The sequence below is a fragment of the Bacillus cereus group sp. BfR-BA-01430 genome, from assembly GCF_022663115.1.
GTDB lineage: Bacteria > Bacillota > Bacilli > Bacillales > Bacillaceae_G > Bacillus_A > Bacillus_A cereus_BD.
The window spans coordinates 277,098-294,675 of sequence record NZ_JAKUEW010000001.1; the positions used below are offsets into that span (position 1 = coordinate 277,098).

Here is a 17,578-nt window from a genome sequence, read left to right on the forward strand (position 1 = left end):
AAAATGAACGAAGGAAATGAAAGAGGAGATGTGCACTCTTTCATTTCTATTAATCCTCTTTTAAAATAGAGACATTCCATTTTAAATATTTGACTAAAAGCGAGTATAAATGTTTTAGTGCTTGATAAGATACGCCAGCGATGACTAAGCCAATAAAAAACCCTATCAATACACTATAAACATCTGAAAAATGGATTTGATGAAATCCTTTTATAAATCCTACTATTACTAATAGTAGAGGTGATAGTAATAGTAAAGGAGTAGCAATGATGAGTGCGAGAAGAATTGGCGATAGCAAGAGTAACAAGAAGAAAGCTATCATGATACATATAAAGTTTGCCAAACTTAAGGTCATAACAGACAAGATTGCTATTATCATATTTTTGAGGCTGCGTTTCTGATTCGCGTTGTTTATAGCATATGTCACATTCATTTCTTTCGCGATTGTTTTAGGGTTTCCAAGGTTTTTACAAATCTCTTCTTCAGATTTCCCATCCTGCTTACCGCTTATAAAATGAGTTTCATATTCTGATAAAATATCGTTTTTTTCTGAATTCGGTATGTTTCCTAGGGAAGAGCTCAGATTGCTTAAAAATTCCTTTCTGTTCACTACAATCACCTTCTTTTATGAAATGATTCATCATATTTCAGAATTCAATCCGTTTCTTCGTAAGAATAAATAAGTGGAGAGGACATGCCGTTACGAAAGCGAGTCGTCCCTCTCTCTTTTTTAAAATGATCTGTTCCTGGAATCGTTTATCTAATTACTTCCAAATATACCATTAACTACTATATATTTCAAGGTACTGTATTATTATCGGTACTATAAATTGATGAGTACTATATGTATGGATTTTATGTCATCATTTAGGCATAAGAATAAATTTAACACTTCTTCGTAGCGACAATATAGCAAGTCGGTTTTCCATCTTGTTTCTTTACGAGATGAATCATGGAATTGTTTTGTGAAATAAAGTAAAAAACGTCAAGAAAAAAATAGAGCTTTTCTTTATCATAATACATAGAAGGCGGGTGAACAGAGATGGAAAGCTATGAAACACAAATTCAAAAGGCTATTGATTATATTGAAAAAGATGTTATGGAAAAACAAACATTATGCAATTTAGCTCGTATTGCTGGTTTTTCTGATTCGCATTTTCATCGTGTATTTCAGGCGTTAGTTGGTGATCCAGTGATGGAGTATGTTCGGAAGAGAAGGCTTGCCCGGGCAGCTTATCAGCTTTCTCATACGAATGAAAGAATTCTTGATATTGCATTAGAACATGGCTTTCAATCTCATGAAACGTTCACAAGAGCCTTTAAAAAATTGTTTCAAATGACACCAAGTCAATATCGAAAACAAAACATTCAAACACCGATGTACAACAAAGTGAATGTGAGACAGAGAAAATTAAATCCGTATTTAGGAGGAATACAAATGGAATATCGTATTGTGAATAAGCCGGCTTTTTCAGTTGTTGGATATGAATGTAAGACAACGAATAAAGAGGGAAAGAATCATCAAGATATCCCAGCGTTTTGGCAAACTTATATTAAGAAGAATCTTGGAGCAAATATTCCAAACCGCAAGGATACAAGTCAGTGTGTAGAGCTTGGCATGTGTACCGATTTCAATTTAGAAACAGGGGATTTTACTTATATAATCGGGATGGAAGTAACAAGTTTTGAAGGTGTACCAAACGAACTTCTAAAACGAACATTCCCAGAAGCAACGTATGCTGTATTTACAACGCCGAAAGTACCGCATGAAGAGATGGTGCCATCTATTCATCAAACGTGGAACGCAGTTTTCACAGAATGGTTCCCGCATTCTGGATATGAACATTGTGGGAGTGTAGAGTTTGAATTATATGATGAGCGCTGTCATGCAGATAAAAATGAACTCGCTCAAATTGAGATTTGGATACCAGTGAAAAAGAAATAGGAAGAAAAAGAGCGAATCAATGATGATGATGATTCGCTCTTTTTATATAGAACACGCAACTACACTTTTGGTTAAGACGTTCTCTTTTGATTCGGAAATGGAAATAGGATCGTAATAGATGTTCCTTTCCTAAGTTCACTTTCAATTGAAATCGTACCGTTATGAGCGAGGACAAGTTGCTTTGTAATAGCGAGACCAAGTCCTGTTCCTGCATTATTTTCTTCTGTATTTGTTCCGCGGTAATACCGTTCAAATAATAGTTCTTTTGTTTTTTCATCCATTCCCTTTCCGTTATCTGTAATAGAAAGAGTGAAAGAATCTTTGTTTTTTGCCAGTTTGACGAGGATTTTAGTCGTTTCATTGTTATGTTTTACGGCATTTGCTAATAAGTTTTCAATGATGCGCTGGAACCATTTTTCCTCAATCGAATAATAGATTTTATGGGAACTTGGAACAAATTCAATATTTTGATTTTGAAGCGTCGGGTTATTAATAAATTGTAATAAAATCTTTTGAACAAATTGATTAATTTCAACATGTGAATGTTGAGAAGGAAGCGCATTGTTTTTTAATTGATAGGTTAAGCTTAAATCATCGATTAATGTCGTCATATATTGTGATTTTTCTTTTATGACATGACCGAACTCTTGAATATCTTTATCAGTCCATTGATATTGGTTAGATTCTAATAAAAGAGAGTAACCGTAAATCGAACTAAGGGGTGTTTTTAAATCATGAGTGAGTCCGGTAATCCATTCTTCGCGTGTTTGTTGAAGTACTTGTCGCATCGCTTCGTTTTTTTTGAGTGTAATTGAAAGATGTTCTAACGCCTTTGTTACATCTTTAAATAAACGGAATGACCATTTTTCTTTACCAGAGCGCCGAAAGCGAATCGGTTTTCCTTTTTTACTAACAGGTTCTTCATAGATTCCGCTCGCTATATTTTTGAGCCAACGCATTGTATGTAACAGCGGTTTTCCAAATTTTCTACCGTACCAAATAGAAATAATGACTAAATAGACAAATGTTACAAGAAAAACAACACAGAAGAAGGTAAGGAATTTTTTCGCGATTACATCTTCATCCATTTCAGATGGATTATAATGAGTATTTTTAGTTGTGATTGTAAATAAAGTTTTGTCTTCCGGATTATAAAGAGTTGAAATATTTTCTTGATGATTCCAAGGTTCTTTTTCAGAAAGTACGGTTTGAATGGCAGAAAGAGGTTTGCCTTGGTTTTCTGGATAAGAAAAAATTTCTTCTCCATCTGCATTGAAAATTTGTAATACAGCATTTGCATCAGAAAGTTGTTCTTTTTCAGAATCAGTTAAAGAAAAATTTGCTGTGAATGGTGCATTGTGCTCTTTTTGTAGTTTCTGCAACAATTTATTGCTTTGAAGTTGCTCACCATAAATTACAATTGCTTTCTTTTCTCCTAATTCAATATCCCAATAAGCGAATTTATACGGGCTATGTATTTGTTGTCTTAAATATGCAACTAACGATGTTTTTGTGTAAGAATCAGGAACCTCTTTAGGTGTATTATAGTGATATAGTACCTTTCCGTTTTCATCCACAATTTGAAGCCAATCATCCTTTTTTTGAAGCGTTTCTTTTATTTTAGCATTCAATGTAATATGACCGTTTTCGAAAGAAACGTAACTGGAAATTGTTGAATTATCAAATTCTGATACATTTGTTTCTGATAAGGACGAGTTAATCAAAATAGCGAAATATCCGAAGGCAATTACGACAGCAATGAGTAAAGTAAATAAGACAAAAATATGTTGTAGAATAAATTGGATAATTAATCTTTTACTTAAATTCATCGTGATTACCTTCCTGGAATGAATTTATAACCAAGTCCACGAACTGTTTTTATATACTGTGGATTGCTTGGGTTTAATTCGATTTTTTCCCGCAGCTTGCGAATATGGACCATCACGGTATTATCATCTCCGTTATAGGCTGGGGCGCCCCAAACTTTTTCGTATATTTCTTCTTTAGAAAAGACGTAATTCGGATGTTCACAAAAGAAGAGTAAGAGCTGAAATAGCTGAGCGGAGCATTCTACAATACTGCCATCAACTTTTAATTCAGCAGCATGTTTATCGACCTGAAATCTTCCAAATGAATAGAAATCGGAAGTTTGTATTGTTTTTGGAGTATGTTTCAAATGTCTGCGCAGCTGTGCTTTAATCCGAGCAACAACTTCAAGCGGATTGAATGGTTTTGTAATATAATCATCTGCTCCATATAAAAATCCAGATACTTTATCGAGATCAGATGTTTTTGCTGTTAGAAAAAAGATGGGACAATCTGTTTTTTGACGGATAATGGGACAAATATCAAAGCCGGATTGTCCAGGGAGCATCACATCGAGAATCATTAAATCATATGAATGATCTTCAACGAGTAATAAAGCTTCCTCAGCAGAAGTTGCGGTTGTAATATGAGAAAACCCTTCTTTTTGTAGAATTGTAGTTAATAGTTGTAAGATTGCTGATTCATCATCAACAAGTAAAATATTTGCATTGTACAAAGTAAAATCCCTCCTAGTTTTCAAAAAATATCATAACATTTTCTTGAAAGTTATGGGATTTTTAAGGAAATTTTAAGGTTTTCTTAGTTAAGAAATAAGATTTAGATGATATGATAAAAGTAAACATAGGGGAGGAGATGAGTGTGAATCCGTTTTATTCGATGCGAGCAAGATATTTTTTGATTGTATTTACACTACTAATTTGGCTCGAGCGCAGCAGTAAACAATTGCTCGAACATACACTTCATATACAAAATTCTTCTATTATAAATCTACTAATATTTTATATACTCCCAGTGATTTGGCTCATGTATGAATATAGGAGAAAAGATATTCCTTTAAGAGCATTTATTAATAGGCAAGAGACATTTCATGTATTGCAAGTTGTATGGATTACCGTTATGCTTTGCCTCTTTAGCTATGGATATTTGATTTTGTATATGTATAGTTTCACATGGATTACGCCGGATTTTATTATGACTGCATTACATCAGCCAATTATAGAAGAGACCGGTGGATATGTATATCAATTTATAACGGTTGTATTTATTGCGCCTATTATAGGTGAATTTGTATTTAGAGGATTTCTTTTTCAGCGTTTTGCAGCAAAGTGGGGAACGGGAAAAGGCATGATTGCAGTTGCCATTCTGTTTGGTTGCGTGCATATTGATTTTCTCGGTGCTACCGTATTTAGCATCGTCCTATCTATTGTATATATTCGCTCGAAAAGCCTACTCATGCCGATTAGTATTCATATGCTAAATAATGCAGTTGTACTGATTGGTTCTAAATTTATGAGTAAAGAAGAGGCGATAAGTTTTGTCGATCTTTCCAACTATACGAACTTTTTCACAGGATTTATGATCTTTATCATTGGGTTAAATTTCGTTTTATTCTTTTTGTTTATGAACCGTCGTTATATGAATGAAGAACTACCAATTGTAACTTTAAATAAGATGTAAAGACTCTAGCGCTTTATGTTTAGGAGAGTTATAGGGATGAAAAAATTCATAGGAAAGATTCTGAAAGAAATGACAAATTCGACATCTATAACAGACATATGTAGTAGAGAAGTTTGTCAGTTTATTAGTCCAGTTATGGATCCGATTGTGTTTCCAGAATTTTATTTGTTTTCAAGTACGAGTCATAAAGAAAGCGCTATATTTCTGCTTATTCTTGTAGGAATCATAATTGTAGTTGGGCTTGTTTTAGAAGAAATCGTAAAACGAATTCTGCTAAAGTATGATAGTAGGGATAGTGGAAATCGAGTAATTTTAAAAAAAATGTTTGAATATATAGTGACCGCTTTCATATTCTTTTATTTTTTTAAAGCAGTGATTTATTTTGTCATGCTGAACCGCGGATAGTGCGATTATGAAGGAACGATACTATATAGAAAGGAATGTATATATTTATATGAATGAAACAATGCAATCAAATAAATTTTTCTATGTCATTATGATAAGTTTGATTGTAATTACGACCATAAATGTGAGTTTTCATTGGAACGAAACGTATTTTTTTGTTTATTTGGCACTTCATTTATTAGGGTTATTATGTATTTGTGGAGGAATGGTAGCGGAAAAAAAGAGTGCAGATTGTGTCAATTATATGTGTATAACGGGTCTTATTCTGTTGTTAACTGTGCAAGGAATTATGAAATATAGTTCTATGAACCTTCATAATTTTAGTTTATTGGTAGATATGATTCCGTAGTGGGAAGAGCCTATGTTAAAAGGATACCTTTTGGCGTAGGCTCTTTGTTTCTATTTTTGAGTAGCGATGAGATGGCGAAATTTGTTGATCGATCGATATCTTGTGTTGAATCGCCGATATAGAGGAGGAATTCAAAATTAGCTTGTTCTATTTTGAGAGAAGCGAACTTACAATAATAATAGACAGGCAGCATAGAGGAGGGAATACGGTGAGAAAAGTTATTGGATGGTCGCTTTTTTTGTACGTTGGTTTTGCCTTATTTATATACTGGTATTTATTTGGTTGGAACCATGAAATGATTCCAGACATGTATAAAGGAACGAGCGCTGATCCAGCAACCTTTATGAATGCGAAAGAACTTACATTAAGCCAAGATTTTTCGAGAGTTAAAAATTTGCTGTTTTTTTTATCTGTGCCTCTTGAATGGATGATTTTATTGTTTGTTCTTGTTTTAGGGGTATCAAATAAATTTGAGAAATGGTCAAAAGAAACGACGAAGGTAAAAGTTATACAAATTGCGATTTACTTATTTTATTTATCATTACTTACAACGGCGCTTTCATTACCACTGCAATGGTTCGGGCATCAAGTATCTATTGCTTACGGTATTTCAACACAAACAACAGCGAGCTGGATACGAGATCATGTTCTTGATTTTTGGATCAATTATGTAATGATGTTTCTGATTGTTTCCGTTTTATTATGGCTAATGAATAAATTTCCGAAGCGCTGGTGGCTAGCAGGTTGGGCATTATCTGTACCATTTACAATCTTTTTAACATTTGTACAGCCTGTTTTAATTGATCCGCTTTATCATGAGTTTTCAACTTTAAAAAATAAAGAGTTAGAAACAAAAATTTTAGCAATTGCAGATCAAGCACAGATCCCTGCGGAACATGTATATGAAGTGAATATGTCGGAAAAAACAAATGCATTAAATGCGTACGTGACAGGGATTGGAAAGAATTCTCGTATTGTATTATGGGATACGACGCTTCAGCAGTTAAAAGATAAAGAGATTTTGTTTATTATGGCGCATGAAATAGGACATTATGTCATGAAACATATATATTGGGGCGTAGCCAGTTATATTGTTTTAACATTTATCGGCATGTACTTGATTAGCCGCATTTTAAATCTTTGCTTGCGAAAATGGGGAGATACATTGCGAATTTCAAAGCTTGTCTGCTTGTCCATTCTCCCTTTATTTTTCTTAATTTCCTCTATATTATCTTTTGCCGCAAGTCCGGCGACAAATTATGTATCTCGCATTGAAGAACGTGCGGCTGATCAATATGCATTACATATGACGAAAGATGGTAAGGCAGGAGTAAAAACATTCCAATATTTATCCAAAACAAGCCTTAGTCAAGTAAATCCACCTGCTTTAGTAAAATTTTTCTTATATACACATCCACCTATTTTTGAAAGAATTCACACATTTGAAGAATATGAGAGGCAGAAAAAATAAAGAAGTAGCGGTTATGCTACTTCTTTATTTTTAGTAAATAATTTTTGGTAAAATTTTTCATTGATTTTTCCGCTGATTTTTTCAATAATAAGCTATAAAATTTTAAAAATCTATATATAGAGGAGTAAAGTTGTATTTATGCGTTTTTTACGAAATTTGAAAGTGAAATATAAGTTATTTTTACTCATTTCATTAGCTGTTCTCGGTTTCATTGTGATGAGTTGCGTAGCAATAAACTCGATGAAACAGATGAAGCAGAGTACAAAGATTGTTGTAGATGATTATCAATATTCTAATGTCTTGTTAGAAAGTATGCTTCGCACACAAAATTCATTAGAATATAATTTGTTAACATTAATGACGATTTCACAAAGTCAAAGTGAAGAGAGGAAAGAGATTGTCAAAAATATTGAAGATGATCTTAAGAAATATGATTCTTTATTGAAAGAATATGATGATGGCTTTAATTTAAGTAAACAAGAAGATGAACTGTTTCAAAAGATGAAAAAAGTTGTACCAGATTATAAGAATACATATGAAAGTTTGTTTGAAAAAGAAAAGCTGATGCATGATCCACAACATATAAATGAGTTTCGAGAAGAACTAAAATCAAAAGGTGCTGAGCTGGCTCGTTATACAGGTGATTTAGAAAAATATGTTGCAGATTTAGCAGATAAAGTATTCGATGATTCTCAAAATATGGTGGAACAATCTATTACAAGTTTTATAGTGACTGTAACTGTTAGTACAATTTTAATCTGTATATTAAGCTATATCATTAGTAGGTTAATCGTCACGCCTTTACAAACTGTAAGTACTATGATGGGAAGAGTAAAAAAAGGCGATTTAACGGTATATGGAGATTATAAAGCGAAAGATGAATTAGGTATATTAGTTGATGATTTTAATGGGATGATTGATGGTTTACGAGAGAATATGAAGGAAGTTGAAAAGAACATTCAACTATTATCGCAGCACTCTCATGCAGTCGTTTCTGCATCAGAAACGTCGCATCAAGCCGCTAAACAAATTATAGTAGATATTGAAGAAGTGGCAAGTGGTGCGGATAGTCAAAAGAAAGCGACAGAACAAACTGCGTGTGCAATGGAAGAATTGACACAAGAGATACAAGGAATCGTGGATATCTCTTCATCTGTAAATGAATTATCTTCTCAATCTGCATTAGAAGCGGATAGAGGAAATCAATTTATGAAGCAGATGATTCAACAAATGGATACAATATACGGTTCTGTCCAGCAAGGTGTGAAACAAGTAGGACATATGAAAGTCCAATCGGAAGAAATTGTGAAAATTATTGATGTGATGCAAGAGATTGCCTCACAGATTAATTTATTGGCCTTAAATGCGGCGATTGAGGCTGCACGTGCTGGAGAAAGTGGTAGAGGTTTTGCGGTTGTTGCTGATGAAGTAAGACAGTTAGCGGAGCAGTCTAGTGAATCGGCAAAACAAATTGAACAACTTGTTGTCCAAGTAATGGAAGTAACGAATCATACAGTTGAGATGATGGGGAAAGTAGAAGAGGATGTTCAGCAAGGTACAGAAGTAGTGATGCGTACAGAAGAAGTATTTGGAAAGATTACAGAAAAGGTTCAACAAGCATCGCTTCAAATTGAAAGTTCCGCTAGATCTACGGATGAAATGGCTGCAAGTAGTGAAGAGATTTCTGCCTCAGCAGAAGAAATGGCTCACATTGCCCAAAGATCATCTGATCGTACCGATGCGGTAAAACAATCTATCCTAAAGCAGGAAGAATCAGTCCAAACTATTTCTACTGCAATTGAGCAACTCCATATGATAGCAGGTGGATTAGAAAAAATTGTTTCTCAATTTACCTTACAAAAATAAGGTAAAACGCTCGTTAGTAGAATACTATTTATAAAGACATGTTAAGTATTTCAATCTTAATATGTCTTTTATTCTATATTTTTACAAATGATAATTTATAAGGTATAATTTTAAAAATATTTCGTTTATTTTCTCGGAAGAAGGTATGGTTGGGGGGATATCTTTTGTTTTCAAAGTATAAAGTAAAAATGCAATCATCGATGCCAGCACTAAAAATGATCGTATCCATGTCTATTTTTGGATCGATTGGATTTTTTTCAGTTCAAACGAACTTACCATCTTTTGAATTAGTATTTATACGTTGTATTTGTGCGACAGTGTTTTTAACTTTATGTTGGATTGTCACAGGGCAATATAAAGAGGAGAAATGGAATCGGAAAGAAATGCTGCAAATAGTAGCATGTGGTATCTTTCTTGTTTTTAACTGGGTGTTCTTATTTAAAGCGTTTGAGGTTATGTCGATTACAATCGCTATCTCTGTATATCATCTTGCTCCCATTATTGTATTAATAATGGGAAGTCTCGTATTTAAGGAGAAATTAACGATATTCGCGATTATTTCCATTGTTATGTGTTTTGTTGGAACTGTATTTGTTGCGGGAGTAGACGGGAGTATTTCGATGGAGAAACTCATGTCATCCGGAATGGTCTGGGCTCTTCTAGCAGCTTTATTTTACGCATTTACAACCCTTTTAGGAAAGGGAATTTCACAGACGAGTGCATACGCAATGACATTTCTGCAAACCTTTTTAGGAATCTTTCTTTTGTTACCATTTGTCGATTTTCATGCATTTCAAGGACTGACAGAAAAGAATTGGTTGTATATAACAGCAACAGGCCTTATACATACAGGGTTTGTATATTATCTGTTTTTTGATAGTTTAAGAGACTTGCCAACAAGACTCATTTCTGTATTAGTATTTTTAGATCCAGGTGTGGCGATTTTATTAGATACGGTACTTACAGGCTTTAGACCAACAATGATGCAAGTAATCGGGATTATTTTCATTTTTGCTGGAATGGCATTTACGTTTCGAAAATCAGAAGTAGAAACAGCGCTTGAGGAAGAGCATGCGTATTCAAAGTGATAAAAAGTTAGAAATAGAAAGAAGTCTGTCCAAAACGTATAAGTTTCGGACGGGCTTTTTTATCCCGCTATTTGAGGGCAGTAAGACTCCCACCTCAAGATGCAGAGAGAAGCAAGGAAGATAGGTGGGAGTAGGGCTGCCCGTAACAGCCCGATTGGTGAAGGCTAATAATCAGTGGGGGATGAAGAAAACCCCCACTGATTAAAGTTTCACTTTATTTTTTCATAGCGGTAAAGTGCGGGATTTGTCGTTTGATCGATATCGTATAATTTTGCGTTTTTTGTCTATATCATGAACTTTTCATAAGAGAAGGATAGGGATGAAATGGTGTAGAATATATATTATATAACATCCTTGTAAGAGGTTTCATTAGTCCTTTTTAAAAAGAAGGAGGAATAAAAATAGAAGCAAAAAAGCAAGGATGACGATTCTTCAAAACAATTTGTACCCGATTTACATTTTTAATATGAATTGCTCCTCTTATAATCGTAAAATCCACAATAATGGATATTAAAGCATGTTTGATTTGTTCATATGATTTGTCAATGAAGCATATGTAGTTATGAATAATCGAATGCAATCTATTCTTTTCTTATTGTGTATCAATAGAGATAAAGGAGAGAGGAAAATGAAGAAAAAAGTATGCCGTGTGATGACTACAGCAGCTATTGTTGGTGGGTTATTGATAAGTGCCGGTACGGCTCCAATTAGAGCGGAAGAGTACCCTGAGATGATCGTGTTTGCGGATGTTCCAGTAGGGCATTGGGCATATGATGATATTATGGATTTAGTTTATCATAAATTTCTTGAAGGGTATGGAAATGGGAAATTTGGTGTAGGAGATTATGTAACACGTGAACAAGTGGCAGCAGTTATATATCGTACACTTCAACTTGAACATAAAGGACCGTTAAAAAACCCCTATCATGATATTTCCGAACGATCTACAATGTTTCCAAAAGAGATTTTAGCCTTGACAGAGCGCGGTATTTTTAAGGGGAATGAAAATGGAAACTTTAGACCGACAGCACCGTTAACACGTGCGGAAATGGCACAGATTCTTACAAGAACATTCGAATTTGAAGTAAAGCGTCAACATACGTTTCACGATGTGCCCGATAATCATTGGGCAAAAGATGCAATAAGTGCTTTACAATCAAACAAAGTTGTAATTGGAACTGGAAATGGAAAATTCGAACCAAGCGCATTTGTAACACGTGAGCAATATGCGAAGTTTTTAAATCAAGCTATTATTCGTTATCATATAAAAGATGAAGTAGATGCATAATGAACTCTTGCATGATTAGGAAAAAGTGCAATGATTTTTTAATTGCACTTTTTGTTGTATGTATTTATTATGCATAATGTAATAAATACAAATATGGATATTAAAGATGATAGAAAGAAATATAGTAAAGAACCCTTGATATAAAAGTATTTTCACTTAAAATCATGATATTGTATTAGATTGATTATCAAGTTGATAAATAAAAAATCATATGTAATATAGTTCATAAATTTGTCACGAAGGTGGCAGTTTTGTGTCTTGTCTCTCCTGTATCAATTATTTATATTAAAACAAAATACATATATACAGGAGAGACTGTAGTGAATAAGAAATTTTTGAAAGTAGTCGCATCATTAACGATCATGGGAAGCGCTTTATTTAGTGCAGAGAGTTTGACTGTAAAAGCTGAAAGTACGCCGGTTGTATTTCATGATGTACCACAAGATCATTGGGCTTTTGATGCAATCTATGATTTAGGAAACGCGGGAATTATTGCGGGATATGGTCATGGTATTTTTGGACTAGGGGATCATGTAACACGTGAACAAGTCGCGGCATTAATTTATCGTAGTATGGAAGGTATGGAAGAGCAAGGGGAATATGAAAATCCATACGGTGATCTTGATGAGTATGGATCAACATTATTCTTGAAAGAAATTTTAGCTTTAACGGAAATGGGCATTTTCCAAGGGGATGAGCAAGGGAATTTTAGACCGAAAGATACGCTAACACGTGCAGAAATGGCCCAAGTTATTGCGACTGTTTTTGATTTAGAGGTGAAAGCTCCGCATAGTTTCAACGATGTTCCAGCAAATTCATGGGCAAAAGACGCAATTAGTGCTGTACAATCCAATCAGATTGCAGCAGGAATTGGACAAGGGAAATTTGCTCCAGAGATGAAGGTAACGCGTGAGCAGTATGCTCAATTTTTATACAATGCAATTATGAATGAACATGCTGAATAATAAATAAGGAATGGAGAGAAAAGAACCTGTGCCAAAAAGGTGTAAAAAACCTTTTTAGATGCAGGTTTTTTTCTTTTTATCCCGCACTGATTGGTGAGGGCTCATAATCAGTGCGGGATGAAGAAAACCCCACTGATTAAAGTTTCGCTATAAAAAAATTTAAATTTTTAAAAAATTACTTCCTTTTCTGGAGATTTGTTATATAATATAAAACATAAAAATAAATCTGTTATAAAACAGTTTTGAAAAAGGGGATGCTAATATGTCAACGCAAACTTCACGAGTGACACTCGCTGGAGAATTATTACCATCGTACAACGAAATTTTGACACCAGAAGCGCTTACTTTTTTGAAAGAGTTGCATGAGAATTTCAATGAACGCCGTATTCAGTTATTGAAAAAACGAGAAGAAAAACAGAAAAGAATCGATGCGGGAGAGTTTCCGAAATTTTTACCAGAAACAGCACATATACGTGCGAGCGATTGGACAATTGCGCCGCTTCCGCGCGATTTAGAAGATCGACGCGTAGAGATTACGGGACCAGTAGATCGAAAGATGATTATTAATGCTTTAAACTCTGGAGCACATCTTTTTATGGCAGATTTTGAAGACTCGAGCTCACCAACATGGAAAAACATAATAGAAGGTCAAATAAACTTAAGAGATGCGGCTAAAGGAACAATTTTCTATAAGAGCCCAAGCGGGAAAGAATACCGCCTTGGCGATCAAACAGCTGTACTTATTGTACGTCCGCGCGGTTGGCATTTAGAAGAAAAACATATGCAAGTTGACGGGAAACGTATGTCTGGAAGTCTTGTAGACTTTGGGCTGTACTTTTTCCATAATGCGAAAACTCTAATTGAAAAAGGAAGCGGTCCATATTTTTACTTACCAAAGATGGAGAGTTATTTAGAAGCTCGTTTGTGGAATGATGTATTTGTATTTGCGCAGAAGTATATCGGTATTCCAAATGGCACAATTAAAGCGACGGCACTGCTTGAGACGATCCATGCTGCATTTGAAATGGACGAAATTTTATATGAATTACGCGATCACTCCGCTGGATTAAATTGTGGGCGATGGGATTATATCTTTAGCTTTTTAAAATGTTTCCGCAATCATAAAGCATTTTTGCTTCCAGACAGAGCGCAAGTTACGATGACAGCACCGTTTATGCGCGCGTATTCTTTGAAAGTCATTCAAACATGTCATCGCCGAAATGCACCAGCGATGGGAGGGATGGCAGCCCAAATTCCAATTAAAAATAATCCGAAAGCAAATGAGACTGCCTTTGAAAAAGTGCGGGCCGATAAAGAGCGCGAAGCTTTAGATGGGCATGATGGAACTTGGGTTGCTCACCCAGGACTCGTACCGGTTGCGATGGAAGTATTCGATTATATTATGAAAACACCAAATCAAATATTTAGAAAACGGGAAGAACTGCATGTAACAGAAAAGGATTTATTAGAAGTACCTATGGGAACGATTACAGAAGAAGGGCTACGTATGAATATTAGTGTCGGCATTCAATATATTGCGTCATGGCTAAGTGGACGCGGGGCAGCGCCTATTTATAACTTAATGGAAGATGCGGCGACAGCGGAAATATCAAGAGCGCAAGTGTGGCAGTGGATTCGTCATGAGGAGGGGAAACTGAATGACGGTCGTAACGTTACGTTTGCTTTAGTAGAACAATTGAAGGCGGAAGAACTAGCAAAAATAGAGAAGGAGATTGGGAAAGAATCATTTGAGAAAGGTAGATTTGTAGAAGCGACAAAGTTATTTACTGATTTAGTGCGTAAGGATGAGTTTGAACCATTTTTAACATTACCTGGCTATGAAATTTTATAAAAGAAAAGGGGATGGAAGAAATGAAAAACGAAAGAATTCAGAAGCTGCAAGAGAATTGGGAGTTAGATGCACGCTGGAAGGGGATTACGCGTCCTTATTCTGCTGAAGATGTCATTCGTCTTCGCGGGTCAATTGATATTGAACATACATTAGCGCGCCGTGGTGCGGAGAAACTTTGGAACATGCTTCATACAGAAGATTACATTCATGCGCTTGGAGCGTTAACAGGTAACCAAGCGATGCAACAAGTAAAAGCGGGATTAAAAGCAATTTACTTAAGTGGTTGGCAAGTGGCAGCGGATGCGAATTTATCTGGTCATATGTATCCGGATCAAAGTTTATATCCGGCGAACAGTGTACCAGCTGTTGTCAAACGGATGAATCAAACGCTTCAGCGTGCAGATCAAATTCAGCATATGGAAGAGAGCGGGAATATCGACTACTTCGTGCCGATTGTTGCTGATGCGGAGGCTGGATTTGGCGGACAATTAAATGTATTTGAATTAATGAAAGGCATGATTGAAGCAGGAGCAGCAGGTGTTCACTTCGAAGATCAATTATCTTCGGAAAAGAAATGCGGACATTTAGGCGGAAAGGTGTTATTGCCAACACAAACAGCCGTGCGTAATTTAATTTCAGCACGGCTAGCGGCAGATGTAATGGGCGTACCGACAATCATTGTTGCAAGAACAGATGCGGATGCAGCAGATTTAATTACGAGTGATATCGATCCGGTTGATCGAAAGTTTATTACAGGAGAAAGAACGCCAGAAGGTTTTTACCGTACAAAAGCGGGGCTTGACCAAGCGATTGCGCGCGGCTTAGCATATGCACCATATGCAGACCTTGTTTGGTGTGAAACATCTGAGCCAAATATAGAAGATGCAAAGCGCTTTGCTGAAGCAATTCATGAGAAATATCCAGGGAAATTACTAGCGTATAACTGTTCGCCATCCTTTAACTGGAAACAAAAATTAGATGAAAAAACAATTGCCAACTTCCAAAAAGAAATTGCATCATACGGTTATAAATTCCAATTCGTAACGCTCGCTGGATTCCATTCTTTAAACTACGGCATGTTTGAATTAGCGCGCGGTTATAAAGAGCGCGGCATGGCAGCATATTCTGAATTGCAACAAGCAGAATTTGCTGCTGAACAATACGGCTACTCCGCAACGCGTCATCAGCGCGAAGTAGGAACAGGTTACTTTGATGAAGTCGCGCAAGTGATTACAGGTGGTACATCTTCGACAACGGCGCTGAAAGGTTCTACGGAAGAGGCGCAGTTTACAAAATAAGTGAAGGGACAGGTGTCGATACTAGGCACCTGTTTTCTATTGAAAAGATCCTTTTTGTATATCTGTTTTGTTTTTGAGGGCATAAAATTCTTACATGTAACGCTATTTTATAGGGCATACAAAAAATTGGAAGATTTATTTTTGAAAAAAAGTGTACATCTTATTTTTATTATGTTATACTAATCTCAGTTGAATAATTAAATTAAGCAATCCATATATTATCAAGTGCTGAAAACGAACGAGAAAAGGTATGTGAGAACTGTTTTATGTTTCGTATTTGATAATGTGTGGATTCTTTTTTTACATGAAAAACTAAAAAAATGTATTTTCTTAGGAGGAAATAAGAATGACAGTAACAGGACAAGTAAAATGGTTTAACAATGAAAAAGGATTTGGCTTCATCGAAGTTCCAGGTGGAAGCGATGTATTCGTACATTTCTCTGCAATCACAACTGAAGGTTTCAAATCTTTAGAAGAAGGCGAAAAAGTTAGCTTCGAAATCGAAGATGGTAACCGTGGACCTCAAGCGAAAAACGTTGTAAAACTATAATTTTATAGTGTGTGATAAAAAGGATGGCTTTGGCCATCTTTTTTGTTATACATTTTTAACGATATACATATGGTGTAAGGATTCCTTTTTTAAGCATGGAAAATCGATTTTAATTTGAAATCATATCTCTATTTGAACGAACGATATCCATTTTTAACACGGGGTATTTTTATGGAAAGAAATAATATCATTTTAAAGTTTGATAAAAGAATGTAAAATAATTGAAAATTTTAATTATTTTGTAAGGGACATGATACAATTATTTGTGCAGCTGCTAATATAAATGAAATTTATAGAAGGAGTGAACACAACATGGATGGTAGAGCTGAGCGCTATGTTGAAAACTATATAGTAAATAAAAAAACGATGGCTTTACTGCCCGTTATTTTAGGGGAAAAAAGTGTAATAACGAGAGTAATTGAAGTGGAAGACTCTTTTTTCATGTTCCAAAAGCCGCTTGATATTGTAGAACGAAGCTGTCGTAAGCATGGATCAAGTTTTTTAGGGAGGAAAGAAGGGACAAAAGAGTTAACACGTATTACTCATAAAGCTCCCATCGCAATCAGTCCCACAGATCAACTCTATTTCTTTCCCACCTATTCCTATTCAAGAAAGGAATGTGCATGGCTCTCTCATTTTCATATTGCAAGCAATAAAGAGTTAACAGACGGCAATCTTATTATTCGATTTATTAATGGGTTTGCAGTGAAATTAGAGATGTCAAAGAGTAGTTTTGAGAATCAACAAAACCGTACAGCAAAGCTGAGAACAGAATATGAAGATCGGAAAGATAAACAAGGAAACTTGCAGTTTAAGCCAGTTGCAAAAGAAGCGATATCAACGTTAAGACCAGCGTATGAAAAAGTGTACCTTGTAAAGGAAGAAGATATAGAAGGAGAATGACTAATAGATCAGGCAAGATGTTCATATAATAAAATGAAAAGAAACCAGATATGATGAAGTACCTGGTTTCTTTTTGTTACATGGAAACGTGAAA

The 17,578-nt window shown here is 35.2% G+C and carries 16 protein-coding genes; 13 read left to right on the forward strand and 3 right to left on the reverse strand.

Annotated features, from left to right (window positions below):
- Positions 1-49: 49 nt before the first annotated feature.
- Entirely contained in the window at positions 50-610 is a 561-nt protein-coding gene (locus MR058_RS01450) for an HAAS signaling domain-containing protein (RefSeq protein WP_242142183.1), read from the reverse strand.
- Positions 611-1,042: 432 nt separating this feature from the next.
- Here MR058_RS01450 and MR058_RS01455 point away from each other — a divergent pair, with 432 nt between their 5' ends.
- Positions 1,043-1,945, forward strand: a complete 903-nt coding sequence (locus tag MR058_RS01455; RefSeq protein ID WP_242142184.1) for an AraC family transcriptional regulator — start codon at positions 1,043-1,045, stop codon at positions 1,943-1,945.
- 71 nt (positions 1,946-2,016) lie between these two features.
- Here the strand turns inward: MR058_RS01455 and MR058_RS01460 are convergent, their stop codons facing one another.
- Positions 2,017-3,774 carry a sensor histidine kinase gene (locus MR058_RS01460; protein ID WP_242142186.1) on the reverse strand — a complete coding sequence of 586 codons (1,758 nt, stop codon included), beginning with the start codon at positions 3,772-3,774 and terminating at the stop codon, positions 2,017-2,019.
- A 5-nt stretch (positions 3,775-3,779) separates the two neighbouring features.
- Positions 3,780-4,487, reverse strand: coding sequence for a response regulator transcription factor (locus MR058_RS01465; RefSeq protein WP_242142188.1), 708 nt, complete (start codon positions 4,485-4,487; stop codon positions 3,780-3,782).
- A gap of 137 nt (positions 4,488-4,624) precedes the next feature.
- Between MR058_RS01465 and MR058_RS01470 the strand changes: the two genes are divergently transcribed.
- From MR058_RS01470 to MR058_RS01525, 12 genes are all read left to right on the forward strand, one after another.
- Positions 4,625-5,449 (forward strand): CPBP family intramembrane glutamic endopeptidase, encoded by an 825-nt coding sequence (locus tag MR058_RS01470; RefSeq protein ID WP_242142190.1) that lies wholly within the window; start codon positions 4,625-4,627, stop codon positions 5,447-5,449.
- Between the two features lie 36 nt (positions 5,450-5,485).
- Positions 5,486-5,854 carry a hypothetical protein gene (locus MR058_RS01475; RefSeq protein WP_242142192.1) on the forward strand — a complete coding sequence of 123 codons (369 nt, stop codon included), beginning with the start codon at positions 5,486-5,488 and terminating at the stop codon, positions 5,852-5,854.
- A 49-nt stretch (positions 5,855-5,903) separates the two neighbouring features.
- A complete protein-coding gene (locus MR058_RS01480) occupies positions 5,904-6,203 on the forward strand; it encodes a hypothetical protein (protein ID WP_242142194.1) in 300 nt (99 codons plus the stop codon).
- A gap of 208 nt (positions 6,204-6,411) precedes the next feature.
- Entirely contained in the window at positions 6,412-7,674 is a 1,263-nt protein-coding gene (locus MR058_RS01485; RefSeq protein WP_242142196.1) for a M48 family metallopeptidase, read from the forward strand.
- A gap of 138 nt (positions 7,675-7,812) precedes the next feature.
- The gene (locus tag MR058_RS01490) at positions 7,813-9,540 is read left to right on the forward strand and encodes a methyl-accepting chemotaxis protein (protein WP_242142197.1); all 1,728 of its coding nucleotides are present in this window, start codon (positions 7,813-7,815) and stop codon (positions 9,538-9,540) included.
- Positions 9,541-9,728: 188 nt separating this feature from the next.
- A complete protein-coding gene (locus tag MR058_RS01495) occupies positions 9,729-10,628 on the forward strand; it encodes a DMT family transporter (protein WP_242142812.1) in 900 nt (299 codons plus the stop codon).
- Positions 10,629-11,256: 628 nt separating this feature from the next.
- The gene (locus tag MR058_RS01500; RefSeq protein WP_242142199.1) at positions 11,257-11,916 is read left to right on the forward strand and encodes an S-layer homology domain-containing protein; all 660 of its coding nucleotides are present in this window, start codon (positions 11,257-11,259) and stop codon (positions 11,914-11,916) included.
- 320 nt (positions 11,917-12,236) lie between these two features.
- A complete protein-coding gene (locus MR058_RS01505) occupies positions 12,237-12,881 on the forward strand; it encodes an S-layer homology domain-containing protein (RefSeq protein WP_242142201.1) in 645 nt (214 codons plus the stop codon).
- Between the two features lie 262 nt (positions 12,882-13,143).
- Positions 13,144-14,733, forward strand: a complete 1,590-nt coding sequence (gene aceB, locus MR058_RS01510; RefSeq protein WP_242142202.1) for a malate synthase A — start codon at positions 13,144-13,146, stop codon at positions 14,731-14,733.
- 20 nt (positions 14,734-14,753) lie between these two features.
- Positions 14,754-16,031: an isocitrate lyase gene (aceA, locus tag MR058_RS01515; protein ID WP_242142204.1), complete on the forward strand. Its 1,278-nt coding sequence runs from the start codon at positions 14,754-14,756 to the stop codon at positions 16,029-16,031.
- Positions 16,032-16,377: 346 nt separating this feature from the next.
- On the forward strand, positions 16,378-16,581 hold the full coding sequence (locus tag MR058_RS01520) for a cold-shock protein (protein ID WP_242142206.1): 204 nt from the start codon (positions 16,378-16,380) through the stop codon (positions 16,579-16,581).
- Positions 16,582-16,893: 312 nt separating this feature from the next.
- Positions 16,894-17,484 carry a competence protein ComK gene (locus MR058_RS01525; protein WP_242142208.1) on the forward strand — a complete coding sequence of 197 codons (591 nt, stop codon included), beginning with the start codon at positions 16,894-16,896 and terminating at the stop codon, positions 17,482-17,484.
- Positions 17,485-17,578: the final 94 nt, after the last annotated feature.